Raw genomic sequence first — 17112 nt, 5'->3', positions numbered from 1 at the left:
CCTTGTGGAAGGGCGAGAGCCTGCGGCCATGTCCCTCATCGACGCGAACCCAGAACAGACTCCCGACACCGCCCGGCAGGCCGATCCCTTCCCGGTCAAGGGAATGGACGCCGTCGTCTTCGCCGTGGGCAACGCCAAGCAGGCCGCGCACTACTACTCCACCGCGTTCGGCATGCGGCTGGTCGCCTACTCCGGGCCGGAGAACGGCAGCCGCGAGACGGCGTCGTACGTCCTGGAGAACGGCTCCGCGCGCTTCGTCCTCACCTCGGTGATCAGGCCCTCCACCCCCTGGGGCCACTTCCTGGCCGAGCACGTGGCGGCGCACGGCGACGGGGTCGTCGACCTCGCCATCGAGGTCCCGGACGCGCGCGCCGCGTTCGCGTACGCCGTCGAGCACGGCGCACGCCCGCTCACCGAGCCGTACGAGCTGAAGGACGAGAACGGCACCGTCGTGCTGGCCGCGATCGCCACGTACGGCGAGACCCGGCACACGCTCGTCGAGCGGACCGGGTACGACGGTCCCTACCTGCCCGGGTACACGGCCGCCGCCCCGATCGTCGAGCCGCCCGCCCGGCGCACCTTCCAGGCCGTCGACCACTGTGTCGGCAACGTCGAGCTCGGCCGCATGAACGAGTGGGTCGGCTTCTACAACAAGGTCATGGGCTTCACGAACATGAAGGAGTTCGTGGGCGACGACATCGCGACCGAGTACAGCGCCCTGATGTCGAAGGTCGTCGCCGACGGCACGCTCAAGGTCAAGTTCCCGATCAACGAGCCGGCCATCGCCAAGAAGAAGTCCCAGATCGACGAGTACCTGGAGTTCTACGGCGGCGCGGGCGTCCAGCACATCGCGCTAAACACCAACGACATCGTCGAGACCGTACGGACCATGAGCGCGGCCGGGGTCCAGTTCCTCGACACGCCCGACTCGTACTACGACACCCTCGGCGAGTGGGCCGGCGACACCCGCGTGCCCGTCGACACCCTGCGCGAACTGAAGATCCTCGTCGACCGCGACGAGGACGGCTATCTGCTCCAGATCTTCACCAAGCCGGTCCAGGACCGTCCGACCGTCTTCTTCGAGATGATCGAGCGGCACGGCTCGATGGGCTTCGGCAAGGGCAACTTCAAGGCCCTGTTCGAGGCGATCGAGCGCGAGCAGGAGAAGCGCGGCAACCTGTAGCGACGCCTTGCGGCGGCGCCGCCCGCCCGCCGTACCACCCGCCCGGTCAGTGCGGGGCGGTGCGGCGGGGCGCGGGCGCGGGTTCCGGTCCCCGGCCGTCGCCGGCCGGGTCGGCCGCCGACTCCGACGGCACCGGAGCCGGTGCCTCGTACGACCCGGCAGGGGCCGGGACGGACGGGGTGGACTCGGCCGGCGCGGAACCGGCCGGTGAGGTGCGGTCGGGTTCCGGGACCTCTGGTTCCGGGAACGCCGGGTCCTCCTCCAGCTCGCTCGGGAGCGACGTGGACGACGTGGACGGCTCGCCCAGCGTGTCCAGCGTCCGCCGGGCCAGGGGAGCGAGAACGGGGGAGAAGTACGGATTGATCTGGAGGGCCTCGGCGATATGCCGGCGGGCGGACCCGGTCAGGTCCAGGCCGCGTTCGATCTGCCCCCGGTGATAGACGTACAGCGCGCTGCGCACCCCGCCGCCGTGCTCCTTGTCCGTCGCCCGCTCCGCGAACTTCAGCGCCTCCTTGTTCTTCCCGTCCCGGTGCAGGGCCCACCCCAGCGCGTCCGCGACGCCGATACCCGGCTGCCGTTTCCACTCCGCGCGCAGCCGCTTCACCGCCTCCGACGCATCCCCGTGGTCCGCCTCGAACAGCCCGAGGACCAGCGTGTCGTCGACACCGCCCGCGGTCTCCGTCCGTACCCGCGTCTGCACCAGGCCGTACTGCGCCCGCGCCGCCGAGTCGAGCCCCCGCGACTGGTACAGCTCGCCCAGCTCCAGCGCGTACCCCGGCGCGGGCCTCCCGGCGAACGCCGCCTGATACGCGCGGAGCGCCTCCGGTACGCGCCCGAGTGACGCCAGCGCACGCCCCCGCCCGGCGAGCGCGGCCGGTTCGGCCCGGTCGATGCGCAGCGCGCCCTCGTAGGAGTGCAGCGACACCTCACGGTCCCCGCGCTCCCACGCCAGCCGGCCGGCCTCCGTCAGCCAGACCGCCCGCTCGGTCGGCGTCCGCGCGCCCGCCGCCGCGTCCGAGAGCGCCGCCACCGCGTCCTCGCGCCAGCCCCGGTCCCAGTACACCTGGGCGGCCCGGGCCAGCACCGGTGGCCCGGAGTGCAGCGCCTGCAGCTTCTCCAGCGCCTTGCGGCTCGCCTTGTAGTCGCCGAGACCCCGGCACGAGTCGATCAGCAGCGGATACGTCGTCCACTCCTTGGGCGCCAGCTTGCGCGCCGTCTCCCCCCACTCGCGGCCCTTGCGGAAGTCGCCGCGGGCGTTGGCGAGCGCGGCCAGCCCCCGCAGCGCGGCCAGGTTCCGCGTCGGCCCCGCCGTCAGCGACGTACGCAGCGCCCGCTCGGCCTTCGGGAAGTAGCCGGGCGTGGCGGTGCGCCGCCCCTGCTCCACGTACGCCGTCCCGAGGACCGCCCAGGACTCCGCGTCCCGCGGATGGGTGCGCAGATACGCCTCGCGGTCGCCGACGAGCGCCGCCAGATCCCGCAGCGACACCGGCACCCCGGCCGTCACCGCCGTCATCGCCCCGGCCACCGGCCCCGGGGCGGCCGGCGTCGGAGTGAACCCGCCGGAGGGCAGCATCACCATCGCCCCGCCGAAGACGGCACAGCCCGCGACCACGCCGATCAGCGCGCGCCGGGCGGCACGGGAGCGGCGCCGTCCGGAGCGTACGCGGGGTCCCGGCGGCGCGGTGAGGATCCGCTGTCGCTGTTCGATCTCCATGCCGCTCACCATGCGCCAGTACGACGACCACATCCCGGCACGCGAAGGGTGCGGCAGACGGGGTTCACACCGATGGCCCCGAGTGCGACGCTGTGATCATGAGCCGTATCGAAGCCCCGCGCGACGACGTCACCGGCACCCTCGTCGACCGCCTCCTGGCGGGCCTGCCGAGCGAGGCGGTCCTCACGGACCCGGACGTCACGGTCTCGTACGCCAACGACATGGCGAGCTTCTGCGAGGCCGGCACACCGGCCGTCGTCGTCCTGCCGCGCACCGTCGAACAGGTCCAGCACGTCATGCGCACCGCGACCGCCCTGCGGATCCCGGTCGTCCCGCAGGGCGCCCGCACCGGGCTGTCCGGCGCCGCGAACGCCTCGGACGGCTGCATCGTGCTCTCCCTGGTGAAGATGGACCGGATCCTCGAGATCAGTCCCGTCGACCGCATCGCCGTCGTCGAACCCGGCGTCGTCAACGCCACGCTCTCGCGCGCGGTCGACGAACACGGCCTGTACTATCCGCCGGACCCCTCCAGCTGGGAGATGTGCACGATCGGCGGCAACATCGGCACCGCCTCCGGCGGCCTGTGCTGCGTGAAGTACGGGGTGACCGCCGAGTACGTCCTCGGCCTGGACGTCGTGCTCGCCGACGGACGGCTGATGAGCACCGGCCGCCGTACCGCGAAGGGCGTCGCCGGCTACGACCTCACCCGGCTCCTCGTCGGATCCGAGGGCTCGCTCGGCATCGTCGTACGGGCGGTGCTGGCCCTGAAACCGCGGCCGCCCCAACAGCTCGTGCTGGCCGCCGAGTTCGGGTCCGCGCGGGCCGCCTGCGACGCCGTCTGCCGGATCATGGAGGGCGGCCACGTGCCCTCCCTCCTCGAACTGATGGACCGTACGACGGTGAAGGCGGTCAACGCCCTGGCCCACATGGGCCTCCCGGAGACCACCGAGGCGCTTCTCCTCGCCGCCTTCGACACCCACGACCCGGCGGCCGACCTCGCCGCCGTGGGCGCGCTGTGCGAGGCCGCGGGCGCCACCCAGGTGGTACCGGCGGAGGACGCGGCGGAATCCGAACTCCTCCTCCAGGCCCGGCGGTTGTCCCTCACCGCACTCGAAGCGGTCAAGGGCACCACGATGATCGACGACGTGTGCGTGCCGCGTTCCCGGCTCGGCGACATGCTCGACGGCATCGAGCGCGTCGCGGAGAAGTACGCCCTGACCATCGGCGTCTGCGCGCACGCCGGCGACGGCAACACCCACCCCACCGTCTGCTTCGACGCCACCGACCCCGACGAGTCCCGGCGCGCCCGCGAGTCCTTCGACGAGATCATGGCCCTCGGACTGGAACTCGGCGGCACGATCACCGGCGAACACGGGGTCGGCGTCCTGAAGAAGGAGTGGCTGGCCCGCGAGATCGGGCCGGTCGGGGTGGAGATGCAGCGCGCCGTCAAGGCCGCGTTCGACCCGCTCGGGATCCTCAACCCGGGCAAGGTGTTCTAGGGCTGTCCCGTAATCCCCGGTGGGTCAACGCGCGGCGTCGGATGCGGTCATCGCAAGGCGGAGGGTCGTCCTCATGATGGGTGTATTCGGGCGATCCGACAACGCGGCGTGGGGGTCCCCCCTGCTCGAAGAGCTCGGGGGAGTGCCGTAGCTGTCGTCGTGCGCCCGCCGGGGATTACGGGACAGCCCTTAGGGCGTCGTGCGGCGGGCGGGACTCTCGCGACACGCCCTGGCGCCGCGGCACCGGAGCCCGTCAGGGCACCGGATCCGGCCGGGCGCGGGGGCGCCGCCGTGCCCACGCCGGTTCACTCCCCGTCCTCCGACTCGTCCGACGGCCACGGGTCGCGCAGCCACAACTCGTCGGCCGACGGGGATCCCGGCTGGTCATGGAGGTCCCCGCGCTCACGCGAGGCCGAACACGGGGGAGAGGCCGAGAGCCTGGGGGAGGGCGCGAGCAGTTCGGCGAGACCGTCGTCGATGCCGAGCTGCTCGCCCTCGGACCCCGGCAGAACCGCCCGCAGGGTGCGCTCCAGCCAGGCGGACACCTGTGCGGCCGGCGCCTCCAGCAGCGCGTCGCCGTCGGGTGAGGTGAGCGCCATCAGTACGACGCCGCGTCCCCCGACCTTCGTCGGCCACACGCGCACATCGCCGTGCCCGCACGGCCGGAACACCCCCTCGACGAGCAGTTCGCGGGCGAAGGTCCAGCTGACCGGATGGTCCGAGCCGATGTGGAAGGTGATGTGGACGGCGTACGGGTCGTCGGAGCGGTAGCTGAGCCGGGCCGGTACGGGGATGCTGCGCTCGGGGGACAGGACGAGGCGCAGTTCGAGTTCGCGTTCCACCACGGTGTGCATGTCGGTGCGCTTCCCTTCGTCTACGGGCCTCCGGGGCGGGTCCGTACGAGTGGAGAGCGCGGTGGCGCGGAACCATTACGCGGGTTCGGAGAAATCTTTTGGCGGGCGTACCGGGGCCGACCGTGCGGGCGGTGATCGGAAGTGGCGGATCCTTGCCCGAAAGAGGTGGGTACCGCGGGAGCGCCGCTGACGAGGGCGTGGGTCTGATAGATGTGGAGCCCCCAAAAGACCCCCGAGCAGATACGGGACGACGGACATGAGCGCCCCAACCCCGGCACCCGGTGACGACAGGCCCCGCGAAGGGTATTACCCGGACCCCTCCATTCCTGGATATGTCCGGTACTGGAACGGTGCCGCCTGGGTACCGGGCACGAGCCGTCCCGCGCCGTCCGACGGCGTGCCGCTCGCGCCGCCGCCCGGCACGCGCCCGGTGGCTCCCGTACCCGCTCCGGCACCGGCGCCCACCGAGGAGACGGGACCGCACTTCTTCGACGAGGACCCCGGGCCGGCAGCCGAGCCGCGGCGGGTGACCCCGGCCGAGGCGCAGCACGGCAGCAGACCCGAGCCCGCGACCGCGTGGGGCGCCGACCGCTCGCGGCAGTCCGGTTTCGGCGGCGAGCAGGACCGGCGGGTGTCCTGGGGGGCGCCCCAGGGTGCCGACCCGCGTCTGTCGCGCGCGGCGGAGCCCGCCGAAGCGGTCCGGCCGCCCGGCGGCGAGACCCCGCACACGGACGGCACGGCGACGATCGAGCCCACGGACCAGGCGGCCGGCTCGGAGCCCCCGGCGCCCGACGGCACCTTCGTCTTCCGCCGCCGGCCCGCGACGGCGGGCCCCGGCGCGGCGACCGGCCCCGCGGGGGCCGCGGACCCCGGCACGGCCGCGGCGAGCGGCGCGCAGTTCGGCCGTACCCCGGGGCGGCAGGCGGCCCCGGGACCGTCCGCGGCCACCGGTACCCCGGGCACCCAGGACCCCGTCCCCACCGAGGGCACCATGACCTTCCGCGCGCGCTCCCCGCGCACGGAGCAGCAGGGCGGGGCGCGGGAGGGGAGCACGGCCCCGGCGGGCGGCGCGCCGGGGGCGGCCACGCCCGAGACGGCCCCACCGGCGCCGGGGGCGGCTTCGGCGCCGGGCAGGCCGCCGCCCAAGCGGCCAGAGCCGCTGCCGCCCAGCAGCCGGCCCCCGGCCGTCCCCCAGCAGTCCACCGGCCCCGCCGCCACGCCGCTGTCGAGCGGCACCGGTGGCGGACAGCCCTCCTGGGCCCAGCAGGTGCACCGGCTCGCGGGCGACGAGGGGCCCGTCGCCCCTGGAAGCCGCCGGTCGACGACGTGTTCCAGGCCGCCGCCCGCCGCCACTCCGCGGCACGGCCCGCGGCCCTGGGCAGACGGCTGGCGGCCCGGATCGTGGACACCGCGGTGCTGGCCACCGTCACCGCCGTGGCCGCCGTACCGCTGGGCACCAAGGCGATCGACCACGTCAACGAGAAGATCGACGCCGCCAAGCGGTCCGGGCAGACCGTGACGGTCTGGCTGCTGGACGGCACGACCGCGGGCTACCTGGGCGTCTGCCTCGCCGTCCTGCTCCTGTTCGGCGTGGTCTACGACGCGTTGCCCACCGCCCGGTGGGGCCGCACCCTCGGCAAGAAGCTGTGCGGCATCGAGGTCCGGGACATCGAGGGCCATGAACCCCCGTCCTTCGGTCCGGCGCTGCGCCGCTGGCTCGTCTACAGCGTTCCCGGCGTCCTGGTCATCGGTGTCGTGGGCGTGCTGTGGTGCCTGTTCGACAAGCCCTGGAGGCAGTGCTGGCACGACAAGGCGGCCCACACCTTCGTGGCCGCCCGGCCGCCCTCCGCCTAGGCGTCGACGCGGCCGTCCGGCCGCCGGGCTCCGCGGTCCCCCGGACGGCCGCTCGCGGGATGCGGAGCCGGAGGGTTCGCGGTCGACTCGGGCCATGAGCAGCGAACCGCCGCCCCCCGGCTCCGGGCAGCCACCGGAGGAAGACCCGTTCAAGAAGCAGCCCCCGCCGGCTGAGGGCGGCGGCTCCCCGTACGACGGCACCTCGTCCCCGCCGCCGTCGGGGTCGCCGTACGACTCCCCGCACGACAACCGGACGCCGCCGTACGGGAGTCAGCCCCCGCCGTACGGCGGTCAGCAGCCCCCGCCCCCCGGCGGGGGTCCCTACGGTCCGGGCGGCGGCGGTCCGTACGGCTCCGGGGGCGGCGGCTCCTACGGCTCCGGTGGCGGCGATCCCTACGGCTCCGGCGGCCCCTACGGCGGCGATCCGCTGGAGGGCATGCCGCCGCTCGCCGACAGTGGTAAACGCGTGCTGGCGAGGATCCTCGACATGATCATCGTGGGCATCGTGGTGTGGCTGCTGTCCTGGGCGTTCGGGGTCACCGAGTACAACGTGAACGCGGACCGGGTCGAGTACGGCAAGGGTCTCGGGCAGTCCGTGATCGCCGCGGTGCTCTACACCGGCTACGACACCTTCCTGATCCGCAAGTCGGGGCAGACCCTCGGCATGAAGCTGTTCCACATGCGGGTGGCCGACCTGGAAAACGGCGCCACACCCTCCACGCAGACCTCGCTGATCCGCGCCCTGGTGCTGTGGATCCCGTTCGCGTTCTGCTGCGCGTGCATCTGGACCGCGATCGCGGGCGGCTGGAGTTTCTTCGACAAGCCCTACAAGCAGGGTCTGCACGACAAGGCGGCCAAGACGGTGGTGGTGGCCACCGGCTGACACACGCGATCAGCCGCACTCCACGAGGAGACGGCTGACCGGGACGGCGGGTCCGCGCTTCGTGGGCCCGCCGGACGTGCGTGGGGTCACGGACCCGCCGGTTCGTGAACGGGCTCGGACGACACGGAGACGGACGCGGCGACGGACGCGGTCTCGCGCCGCACCGGAACCCGCGTCCGAACGGCGGGGGCCGCGACGGCCGACGGTGCGCGCTTCGGCAGCGGAACCGTTACGGCGACGAGCAGTCCGAGAGCGAGTGCCGAGAGGGTGATCACCGCGATCCCCAGGCCCGAACTCGTCTGAGACAGCAGCAGCATGGCGAGCGTGGAGAAGATCACGGTGCAGGAACCGTAGGCGAGCTGTGCGGCGGTCGGACGAGGCATGGCGATTCCTCGGGGTGGGGGTACTCCCCCCGTGCCTCTCGAGATGGGGGAGGATGCGGACAACAACGGGGGTGGAGCTGCGAACTCGGGTGGAGCCGCGAGCTCGGACGGAACGGTGAATCGCGGGACGACAACGCTGTCGACCTGTCGATCCGTTGACATTCCAACGGTGCGCCAATCGACTCTATTCGCCTGCATGCCCGACTGGAACGCCCGGTAAGCGTGACCTAACCCACGGTGCCGGTGCACAGGGGGCGCACGGAGTCACCGCGTCCATCAAGTGGACGTGTGGACGCGCCCGTTGGGTGCGCTCAGGGCGGTTCGGATACCGAACGGGCGCTCCTACATAGTGCAGTTGACTTGTGCAAGTCAAGATCTGTCTTTTCTTTGGTAACTCCGGTCAAATGTCGTCACTTGACACGCGTATACGCGCGCGGAGCTCCATGACACCGGGATCCCCCCATCCGCGCGGACGGACGCGGGGGAGGATTTCAAGTGACCAGCAGACCATGGACGTTCAGAGCGGCCGCGGTGGGCGTCGCCCTCGCGGCGGCCACCGCCACGTTCTCGACGTTCGCCGTCGCGCAGGCCGACGGTGCGCCGTCGGCGGCGGCCGTGGAGCGCCACGACCCGCAGCCGGCCCGGAACAAGGTCGACCACGACCTCGACGGCCCGCTCAGCAAGACCCAGGACGCACAGCGCAAAGAAGCCCTGGACCAGGTCATATCCGGCGACGCCAAGGTCCAGGACCGCAACGGCTCGCACGTCGTCCAGCTCAAGGGCAAGAACAAGGGCAAGAGCAAGTACGTCGAGCTCGGCCGTGAGAAGACCGACCGGATCTTCACGATCCTCGTCGAGTTCGGCGACCAGGTCGACAGCCGCTACGGCGGCACCGCCGGCCCGCTGCACAACCAGATAGCCGCGCCGGACCGCGCCAAGGACAACAGCACGGCGTGGCAGGCGGACTACAACCAGAAGCACTTCCAGGACCTCTACTTCGGCACCGGCAAGAACGCCGAGTCGCTGAAGAAGTACTACGAGAAGCAGTCCTCGGGCCGCTACTCGGTCGACGGCGAGGTCACCGACTGGGTCAAGGTCCCCTACAACGAGGCCCGTTACGGCTCCAACAAGGCGTCCACCGGGGCTTGGTACGCGGTCCAGGACGGCGTCACCGCCTGGGTCGCCGACCAGAAGGCGGCCGGCAAGTCCGACGCCGCCATCAAGGCGGACCTCGCCCAGTACGACCAGTGGGACCGCTACGACTACGACGGCGACGGCAACTTCAACGAGCCCGACGGCTACATCGACCACTTCCAGATCGTGCACGCCGGTGAGGACGAGTCCGCGGGCGGCGGCGCGCAGGGCGAGGACGCGATCTGGGCCCACCGCTGGTACGCGTTCGGCACCGACGCCGGCGCGACCGGCCCGGTCGGCAACAAGCTCGGCGGCGCCGCGATCGGCGACACCGGCATCTGGGTCGGCGACTACACCATCCAGCCGGAGAACGGCGGACTCGGCGTCTACGCCCACGAGTACGGTCACGACCTCGGCCTTCCGGACGAGTACGACACCTCCGGCGGCGGCGAGAACGGCACCGGATTCTGGACGCTGATGTCGGCCGGTTCCTGGCTCGGCACCGGCAAGAACGCCATCGGCGACCTGCCCGGCGACATGAACGCCTGGGACAAGCTGCAGCTCGGCTGGCTCGACTACGACCGGGCCAAGGCCGGCGTGACGTCGGAGCACAAGCTGGGCGTCGCCGAGTACAACACCAAGAACAGGCAGGCCCTCGTGGTCTCGCTGCCCGACAAGAAGGTCACCACCACCGTCGTCACCCCGGCACAGGGCGCCACCCAGTGGTGGAGCGGCAGCGGCAACGACCTCAAGAACACGCTGACCCGATCGGTCGACCTCACCGGCAAGGCCGCGGCCACGCTGACGCTCGACGGCTGGTACGACATCGAGCAGGACTACGACTACCTCTACACCGAGGTGTCCACCGACGGCGGCGCCAACTGGACCGCCCTCGACGGCACGGTGGACGGCGCCGCGATCCCGCGTGACGGCAGCGGCAAGCCCGCGCTGACCGGCTCCGTGGACGCGTACAAGAAGCTGTCGTTCCCGCTCGACGCCTACGCGGGCAAGAAGATCGACCTGCGCTTCCGCTACCAGAGCGACGGTGGCGTGGCGTTGAAGGGCTTCACGGCCGACGAGATCACCGTCACCGCCGACGGCACGCCGCTCTTCTCCGACAACGCGGAGAGCGCGGACGCCGCGTGGACCGCCGCCGGGTTCTCCCGGATCGGCGCGTCCTTCTCCGACGACTACGCGCAGTACTACATCGCCGAGAACCGCCAGTACGTCTCGTACGACAAGACCCTCAAGGTCGGCCCGTACAACTTCGGCTTCTCGACGACGCGTCCGGACTGGGTCGAGCACTACCCGTACCAGAACGGCCTGCTGATCTGGAAGTGGGACACCTCCCAGGCGGACGACAACACCAGCGCCCACCCGGGCGTGGGTCTGATCCTGCCGGTGGACGCGCACCCGACGGCCCTGAAGTGGACCGACGGAACGATCCTCCGCAACAAGATCCAGACCTTCGACTCGACCTTCAGCACCTATCCGACGGACGCGCTCAAGCTCCACAACGCCGACGTCGCGCTGAAGATCAAGTCGCAGAAGGGGGTCTCCGTCTTCGACGACGGCAGGAACTCTTATTACGACCCGGCGAACCCCACGGGTGGTGTCAAGGTCACTGACACCAACACCAAGATCAGGATCGTGAAGGAGCCCAAGGATGGCTCGACGATCACGCTCCTGGTGGGCCGGTCGGCGAAGTAAGTGACGTTTTAGCAGGTCAGAGCATGATCGGCCGTGACCCCCTGGCGGGTTGCGGCCGATCGTGTTTAGGTGCGTCCTGTGGATTTCTTATTGACACCGGGACGCACGGGGGTGTGACTGCATGGCCGCAGGAGGTTTCTGCAAGCTGCCGAACGGCAGTGTGGTGGTGGCGCTGAACCTGCCCAGCCCGCCGGGCTCGGCGCTGGGCTGTGTGCGCTTCCTGGTGCTCGCCCAGAACCGGGCCCGCGCCCTGACCCGCCTGCGCAACCTGGGCCTGCGCGCCGTCTACCTCCGCGGCAACGGGGCTCCGCCCACGCCCGACGAGATCACGGCCGTACTGCACCATCCCGACGGCCTGATATGGCGCACGGCCCCTGACAACGGTGTCGCGTGCCCGGTCCCGTCCCAGGAGCTCTGGCACCCGATCAGAGCCCTCCTGAGACGCCCGGCCCCTCAGCCGTGAGACGCCCGACTCTCAGATGTGAGACGTCCGGCCCTCGGCCGTGAGCCCCCGCCCTCGGCCGTGGGACGGGTGGCCCCTCAGCCGTGCGGCGGGCGGGTCGCGGGGAACCGGGAGGGGGCGGCCCTCAGACGACCGGCTTGCCGGTCAGCTCGACGCCCGCTTCCCGCAGCTCCTCCAGCGCCCGCTCCGTGGTCGCCTCGGACACCCCGGCCGTGAGGTCGAGCAGCACCTGCGTACGGAACCCGTCCCGCACCGCGTCCAGCGCGGTCGCCCGCACGCAGTGGTCGGTCGCGATGCCCACCACGTCCACCTCGTCGATCTCGCGGGCCCGCAGCCAGTCGCCCAGCGAGACCCCGTTCTCGTCGGCGCCCTCGAATCCGCTGTAGGCCGCCGCGTACGCGCCCTTGTCGAAGACGGCGTCGATCGCGCCGGAGGCGACCACCGGGGCGAAGTTCGGGTGGAACCCCACCCCCTCGGTGCCGGCCACGCAGTGCGCGGGCCAGGAGTGGACGTAGTCGGGGTTGTCGGCGAAGTGGCCGCCGGGGGCGATGTGGAGGTCACGGGTGGCGACGACATGCCGGTAGCCGGCGGGCGCCTGCCCGATCAGCTCCGTGACGGCGGCGGCCACGTCGGCGCCCCCGGCCACCGCGAGGCTGCCTCCCTCGCAGAAGTCGTTCTGCACGTCTACGACGATCAAGGCGCGGCGCATGGTCGGTGTCCTTCGACTATGGGGTCGGTGTGGGGATAGGGGCCCGGCCTGTCGGGCCGGCCTGGAGGCTTCACGTGCGGCGCGGGAGGGGTTGGATCACTGCTGTCGGCCCCGACGGCTGTACTCGTGCGTGCTGCCGTTGCATTCCCGCTGACCGCCCGTTCATTCGTGTTTGCCCGGGGGCGGCCGAAGAAGCCGGGTACCGCCAGGGCGTTGCCCGCGCACACCCCGGCGCACCCTGGGCGTATCGGACGGGTCCGGGGCGGCGGAGCGGGGCGCCGCCCCGGACGCGCCGCCGCGCAGACGTCTTCTCGACGGACGCGTAGTCCAGCTCGGACGTACTCCGTGTGCTGCTCGGACGTACTCCGTGGAAATCCTCAGACGTACTCCGTGGGAATCACCGCTTCCCCGCGCGACAGCTGGGTCGCCGACAGCGGCAGACGGGCACGGGCGGCCGCGTGCCGGTCGCGGGCCATGTCGAGCGGCTCCCGGGAGACGACCTGGCCGCCCTTGACCATCTCGACCAGGAGCTGCTGGTCGGCGAGGTCGCCGGGCACCGGCCCGGTCCCGATCACCTCGGCCTCGGCGAACCCGCGCTCGTCACGCCGCCGCGCCGCCCACTTGCGCCCGCCGATGGAGGTCTTGCCGCCGGTCGACTTCTTGGCCACGGGCACCAGCGGAGCCTTCGGGTCCGCCGACTCGGCACGGGCGACCAGCTTGTAGACCATCGAGCAGGTGGGATGGCCGGACCCCGTCACCAGCTGGGTGCCGACGCCGTACGCGTCCACCGGCGCCGCCGCCAGGGAGGCGATCGCGTACTCGTCCAGGTCCGAGGTCACGACGATCCTCGTCCCGGTCGCCCCCAGCTCGTCCAGCTGCTGCCGCACCCGGTGCGCGACCAGCAGCAGGTCCCCGGAGTCGATCCGGACCGCCCCGAGCTCGGGCCCGGCGATGTCGACGGCCGTCCGTACGGCCTCGGCGACGTCGTACGTGTCGACGAGCAGGGTGGTGCCCCGGCCTAGCGAGTTCACCTGGGCCTGGAAGGCGTCCCGCTCGTGGTCGTGCAGCAGCGTGAAGGCGTGCGCGGAGGTTCCCACGGTCGGGATGCCGTAGCGGAAGCCGGCCGCCAGGTCGGAGGTGGTCGTGAAACCGCCCACGTACGCGGCCCGCGCGGCGGCGACCGCGGCCAGCTCGTGGGTGCGCCGGGCGCCCATCTCGATCAGCGGGCGATCGCCGGCGGCGGAGGACATCCGGGAGGCGGCGGCCGCGATCGCCGAGTCGTGGTTGAGGATCGAGAGGACCACGGTCTCCAGGAGCACGCACTCCGCGAAGGACCCCTCGACCCGCAGGACGGGCGAGCCCGGGAAGTACATCTCGCCCTCGGGATAGCCCCAGACGTCCCCGCGGAAGCGGTACGAGGCGAGCCACTCCAGGGTCGGCTCGTCCACGATGGCCCGCTCGCGCAGGAATCCGAGGACGTCGGCGTCGAAGCGGAAGTTCTCGACGGCGTCGAGGACCCGCCCGGTGCCCGCCACGACGCCGTAGCGACGTCCCTCGGGAAGCCTCCGGGTGAAGACCTCGAAGACCGAGCGCCGCTCGGCGGTCCCGGCGGCCAGCGCGGCCTGCAACATCGTCAGCTCGTACTGGTCGGTGAAGAGCGCCGTCGAGGGCACGTCCACCGGCAGTCCGAGGTCCGCTGGATTCACTGCGCTCTCCTCGCACTCATCGCTGCGGGTCGCCGGCAGGGCGCCGGGGGACCGGGGGCCGTCCCCCGCAATCGCCGCACAGCACGGGATCGTACCCCCATCTCGTCACTCTGACGATTTCTGGGTCCGGTTTGTCGGGCCCGTTTGTGCGGGCACCCCCTTGTGGTGGCAGCATGGGCCGTGTGACGGCTCCCGCACCCCTAGAGACCGAAAAGACCGAGTCGGCGGAGGAGGTCTTCGCCGTGCCCGAGCCGGACGTTCCCTGGGTCACGATCGTGCACAACGACCCGGTCAACCTCATGAGCTACGTGACGTATGTCTTCCAGACGTACTTCGGGTACACCAAGGACAAGGCGACCAAGCTCATGATGGACGTCCACCACAAGGGCCGGGCGGTCGTGTCCAGCGGCACGCGCGAGGAGATGGAACGCGACGTGCAGGCGATGCACGGCTACGGTCTGTGGGCCACCCTCCAGCAGGACCGGAAGTAACCGGACCACCGAAAAGCCCCGAAACCGCGAGCAGGACCGGAAGTAGCGACTCACTCCATGCCAGGACACTTCGAACCGCTCCCCGACGGCGGCGCGGCCGTCGCGCTCGACGAGGTCGAGATCTCCATCATCCGCTCCCTCGCCGTGCAGCTCCTGGAGCTCATCGGTCCCGGCCCCGCGGCGGACGCCCCCGACGACCCGCTCGCGGAGCTGTTCGCGGAGGGCCCCAGCGAACCGCCCTCCGACCCGGTGCTCCAGCGCCTCTTCCCGGACGCCTACAGCGGCCCCGACGTCGAGGCCTCCTCGCCGGAGCAGGCCGAGGAACAGCGGGCGTACTCCTCCGAGTTCCGCCGCTTCACCGAGAACGACCTGCGCGCGGGCAAGCGCGAGAACGCCCTCGTGGTGATCCGCTGCCTCGACGCGCTCACCACGGCGGGCGACGGCGGCGCGGTCCTCAAGCTCTCCGTCCCGGAGTCCGAGTCGTGGCTGCGCGCGCTCAACGACCTGCGGCTGGCGATCGGTGCCCGGCTCGACGTCGTCGACGAGGAGGACACCGACCTCCTCTACCGCCTGCCCGACGAGGACCCGCGCAAGCCGATGGTGATGGCGTACCTCTGGCTGGGCGGTCTCCAGGAGACGCTCGTCGAGACCCTTCTGCCCTGATCCCTCCCCATTTCGGCGTTCGCTCAGGGGACGCTCAAATCCGGATAACGATCCCGTCACCGTTGCGGCCTGCTATCTAGCACTGTGGTCTCTTTGTCCGCTTCTCCCTGTGGTGTGCACAACACGAGCCGCCCGCCCCGTCCGTTGCGGTCGTGATAAATCTTCACGACCGCCCGACAGGACACCACCCACGTCCGGTCGGGTGCGCCACCGAGCCGGCGGATCGCCGGCCAGGCACACGCTCCATCAATCCGGGGGGATCGGAACCCGATCCGAAGCCAGGGGGACTGGCTCGGAACGGCATGGAGAAAGGCGCACCACGCATGACCTCATCGCAGGTCGACCAGACCGACGAGCCGCGCGCAGGCAGTGAGGCCGTGGGCGGCGACACCCTCGAAGAGGGGTACGAGCGCGGGCTCGGAAGCCGTCAGGTCCAGATGATCGCGATCGGCGGCGCCATCGGCGTCGGTCTCTTCCTGGGTGCCGGGGCGAACATCGCCAAGGCCGGACCCAGCCTCATCCTCATGTACGCCCTGGCCGGCGTGATCATCTTCTTCATCATGCGGGCACTCGGCGAACTGCTGCTGTACCGCCCGGTCTCGGGGTCCTTCGCGGAGTACTCCCGCGAGTTCCTCGGCCCGTTCTTCGGCTACTTCACCGGCTGGACGTACTGGCTGATGTGGGTGGTCACCGGCATGGCCGAGCTGACCGCCGCCGCGATCTACGTCCACTACTGGTTCCCGGCCGTCCCCCAATGGGTGACCGCACTGGTGTTCCTCGTGGTCCTCTTCGTGGCGAACCTGATCTCGGTCAAGCTCTTCGGCGAGATCGAGTTCTGGTTCTCGATGGTCAAGGTCACCGCGCTGATCGGCATGATCGTGATCGGCCTCGGCGTGCTCACCTTCGGCTTCAGCTCCGCCGGTGACACCGCCTCCGTCGCCAACCTCTGGCAGTTCGACGGCTTCTTCCCCAAGGGCATCGGCTCGTCCCTGATGACCCTCCAGGGCGTCATGTTCGCCTACCTCGCCGTCGAGCTCGTCGGCGTCACCGCGGGCGAGTCCGAGAACCCCGAGAAGACGCTCCCCAAGGCCATCAACACCCTCCCGTGGCGCATCGCCCTCTTCTACGTCGGCGCGCTCACGGTCATCCTCTGCGTCGTGAAGTGGACGGAGTTCGCCCCCGGGGTGAGCCCCTTCGTGGAAGCCTTCGCGAAGATCGGCATCCCGGCCGGCGCCGGCATCGTCAACTTCGTCGTGCTCACCGCCGCCCTGTCCTCCTGCAACTCCGGCATGTACTCCACGGGCCGCATGCTGCGCACCCTCGCCGACAACGGCGAGGCGCCGAAGGTCTTCAACAAGCTCTCCTCGACCAAGACCCCGGCCTTCGGCATCACGGTCTCCGTGCTCTTCATGGGCATCGGCGTGATCCTGAACTACATCGTCCCGGAGAAGGCCTTCGGCTACGTCACCTCGGTGGCCACCGCGGCCGGCATCTGGACCTGGCTGATGATCCTGGTCAGCCACATTCTCTACCGCCGCGCGGTCGACGCCGGACGCCTGCCGGCCTCGTCCTTCCCGGCGCCGGGCGGCGCGAAGTGCAGCTGGGTCGCGGTCGCGTTCCTGCTCTTCGTCACGGGCCTGATCGCCTACGACGCCGACTCCCGCATCTGCCTCTACGTGATGGCCGTCTGGGCCGCCGCGCTGGCCGTGGGCTGGGCCGTCCTCAAGGCACGCAACCCGCAGGTCGCCGAGCGCCGCGAGCCCACCTTCGAGAAGACCGGCTGACCGGCCGCGGACGTCCGGCCCGCACGGGCCGCCGCTCGGACGTCCGGCATACGGGCCGCCCCGTACCACTCTTCGGTACGGG

13 protein-coding genes and 1 pseudogene are annotated in these 17112 nt (G+C 71.2%); 9 read left to right on the top strand and 5 right to left on the bottom strand.

Annotated features, from left to right (window positions below; all coding sequences use genetic code 11):
- The first annotated feature begins 28 nt into the window (after positions 1-28).
- On the top strand, positions 29-1183 hold the full coding sequence (hppD, locus tag HEP85_RS15985; RefSeq protein ID WP_168528352.1) for a 4-hydroxyphenylpyruvate dioxygenase: 1155 nt from the start codon (positions 29-31) through the stop codon (positions 1181-1183).
- Positions 1184-1229: 46 nt separating this feature from the next.
- Here hppD and HEP85_RS15980 read toward each other — a convergent pair whose 3' ends face one another.
- Positions 1230-2897 carry a tetratricopeptide repeat protein gene (locus tag HEP85_RS15980; protein ID WP_369657733.1) on the bottom strand — a complete coding sequence of 556 codons (1668 nt, stop codon included), beginning with the start codon at positions 2895-2897 and terminating at the stop codon, positions 1230-1232.
- A 92-nt stretch (positions 2898-2989) separates the two neighbouring features.
- Here HEP85_RS15980 and HEP85_RS15975 point away from each other — a divergent pair, with 92 nt between their 5' ends.
- Positions 2990-4396 carry an FAD-binding oxidoreductase gene (locus tag HEP85_RS15975; protein ID WP_168528351.1) on the top strand — a complete coding sequence of 469 codons (1407 nt, stop codon included), beginning with the start codon at positions 2990-2992 and terminating at the stop codon, positions 4394-4396.
- A gap of 305 nt (positions 4397-4701) precedes the next feature.
- On the opposite strand, the gene HEP85_RS15970 is transcribed toward HEP85_RS15975, so the two are convergent.
- Positions 4702-5250, bottom strand: a complete 549-nt coding sequence (locus tag HEP85_RS15970) for an SsgA family sporulation/cell division regulator (RefSeq protein WP_168528350.1) — start codon at positions 5248-5250, stop codon at positions 4702-4704.
- 256 nt (positions 5251-5506) lie between these two features.
- Between HEP85_RS15970 and HEP85_RS15965 the strand changes: the two are divergent.
- Together HEP85_RS15965 and HEP85_RS15960 are read left to right on the top strand one after the other, a co-directional pair.
- A pseudogene (locus HEP85_RS15965) lies at positions 5507-7104 on the top strand (RDD family protein).
- Positions 7105-7198: 94 nt separating this feature from the next.
- Positions 7199-7987, top strand: coding sequence for an RDD family protein (locus tag HEP85_RS15960; RefSeq protein ID WP_369657732.1), 789 nt, complete (start codon positions 7199-7201; stop codon positions 7985-7987).
- Between the two features lie 86 nt (positions 7988-8073).
- Here HEP85_RS15960 and HEP85_RS15955 read toward each other — a convergent pair whose 3' ends face one another.
- Positions 8074-8370, bottom strand: coding sequence for a hypothetical protein (locus HEP85_RS15955; protein ID WP_168528349.1), 297 nt, complete (start codon positions 8368-8370; stop codon positions 8074-8076).
- Positions 8371-8865: 495 nt separating this feature from the next.
- On the opposite strand from HEP85_RS15955, the gene HEP85_RS15950 reads away from it, so the two are divergent.
- Both HEP85_RS15950 and HEP85_RS15945 read left to right on the top strand, forming a co-directional pair.
- Entirely contained in the window at positions 8866-11214 is a 2349-nt protein-coding gene (locus tag HEP85_RS15950; RefSeq protein WP_168528348.1) for an immune inhibitor A domain-containing protein, read from the top strand.
- A gap of 121 nt (positions 11215-11335) precedes the next feature.
- Positions 11336-11677 carry a hypothetical protein gene (locus HEP85_RS15945; protein WP_168528347.1) on the top strand — a complete coding sequence of 114 codons (342 nt, stop codon included), beginning with the start codon at positions 11336-11338 and terminating at the stop codon, positions 11675-11677.
- A gap of 124 nt (positions 11678-11801) precedes the next feature.
- On the opposite strand, the gene HEP85_RS15940 is transcribed toward HEP85_RS15945, so the two are convergent.
- Positions 11802-12386: an isochorismatase family protein gene (locus HEP85_RS15940; RefSeq protein ID WP_168528346.1), complete on the bottom strand. Its 585-nt coding sequence runs from the start codon at positions 12384-12386 to the stop codon at positions 11802-11804.
- 377 nt (positions 12387-12763) lie between these two features.
- A complete protein-coding gene (locus HEP85_RS15935; protein ID WP_168528345.1) occupies positions 12764-14092 on the bottom strand; it encodes a nicotinate phosphoribosyltransferase in 1329 nt (442 codons plus the stop codon).
- A gap of 173 nt (positions 14093-14265) precedes the next feature.
- Between HEP85_RS15935 and clpS the strand changes: the two genes are divergently transcribed.
- The 3 genes from clpS (at position 14266) to HEP85_RS15920 (ending at position 17030) form a co-directional block, all read left to right on the top strand.
- On the top strand, positions 14266-14583 hold the full coding sequence (gene clpS / locus HEP85_RS15930) for an ATP-dependent Clp protease adapter ClpS (protein ID WP_168528344.1): 318 nt from the start codon (positions 14266-14268) through the stop codon (positions 14581-14583).
- A gap of 57 nt (positions 14584-14640) precedes the next feature.
- Positions 14641-15246, top strand: coding sequence for a DUF2017 domain-containing protein (locus tag HEP85_RS15925; protein WP_168528343.1), 606 nt, complete (start codon positions 14641-14643; stop codon positions 15244-15246).
- A gap of 323 nt (positions 15247-15569) precedes the next feature.
- A complete protein-coding gene (locus HEP85_RS15920) occupies positions 15570-17030 on the top strand; it encodes an amino acid permease (RefSeq protein WP_168528342.1) in 1461 nt (486 codons plus the stop codon).
- Positions 17031-17112 lie beyond the last annotated feature (82 nt).

It is taken from the genome of Streptomyces sp. RPA4-2, assembly GCF_012273515.2.
GTDB lineage: Bacteria > Actinomycetota > Actinomycetes > Streptomycetales > Streptomycetaceae > Streptomyces > Streptomyces kaempferi.
The sequence above is the reverse complement of the archived record's forward strand: the minus strand, read 5'-3'. Positions and strand labels throughout refer to the sequence as shown.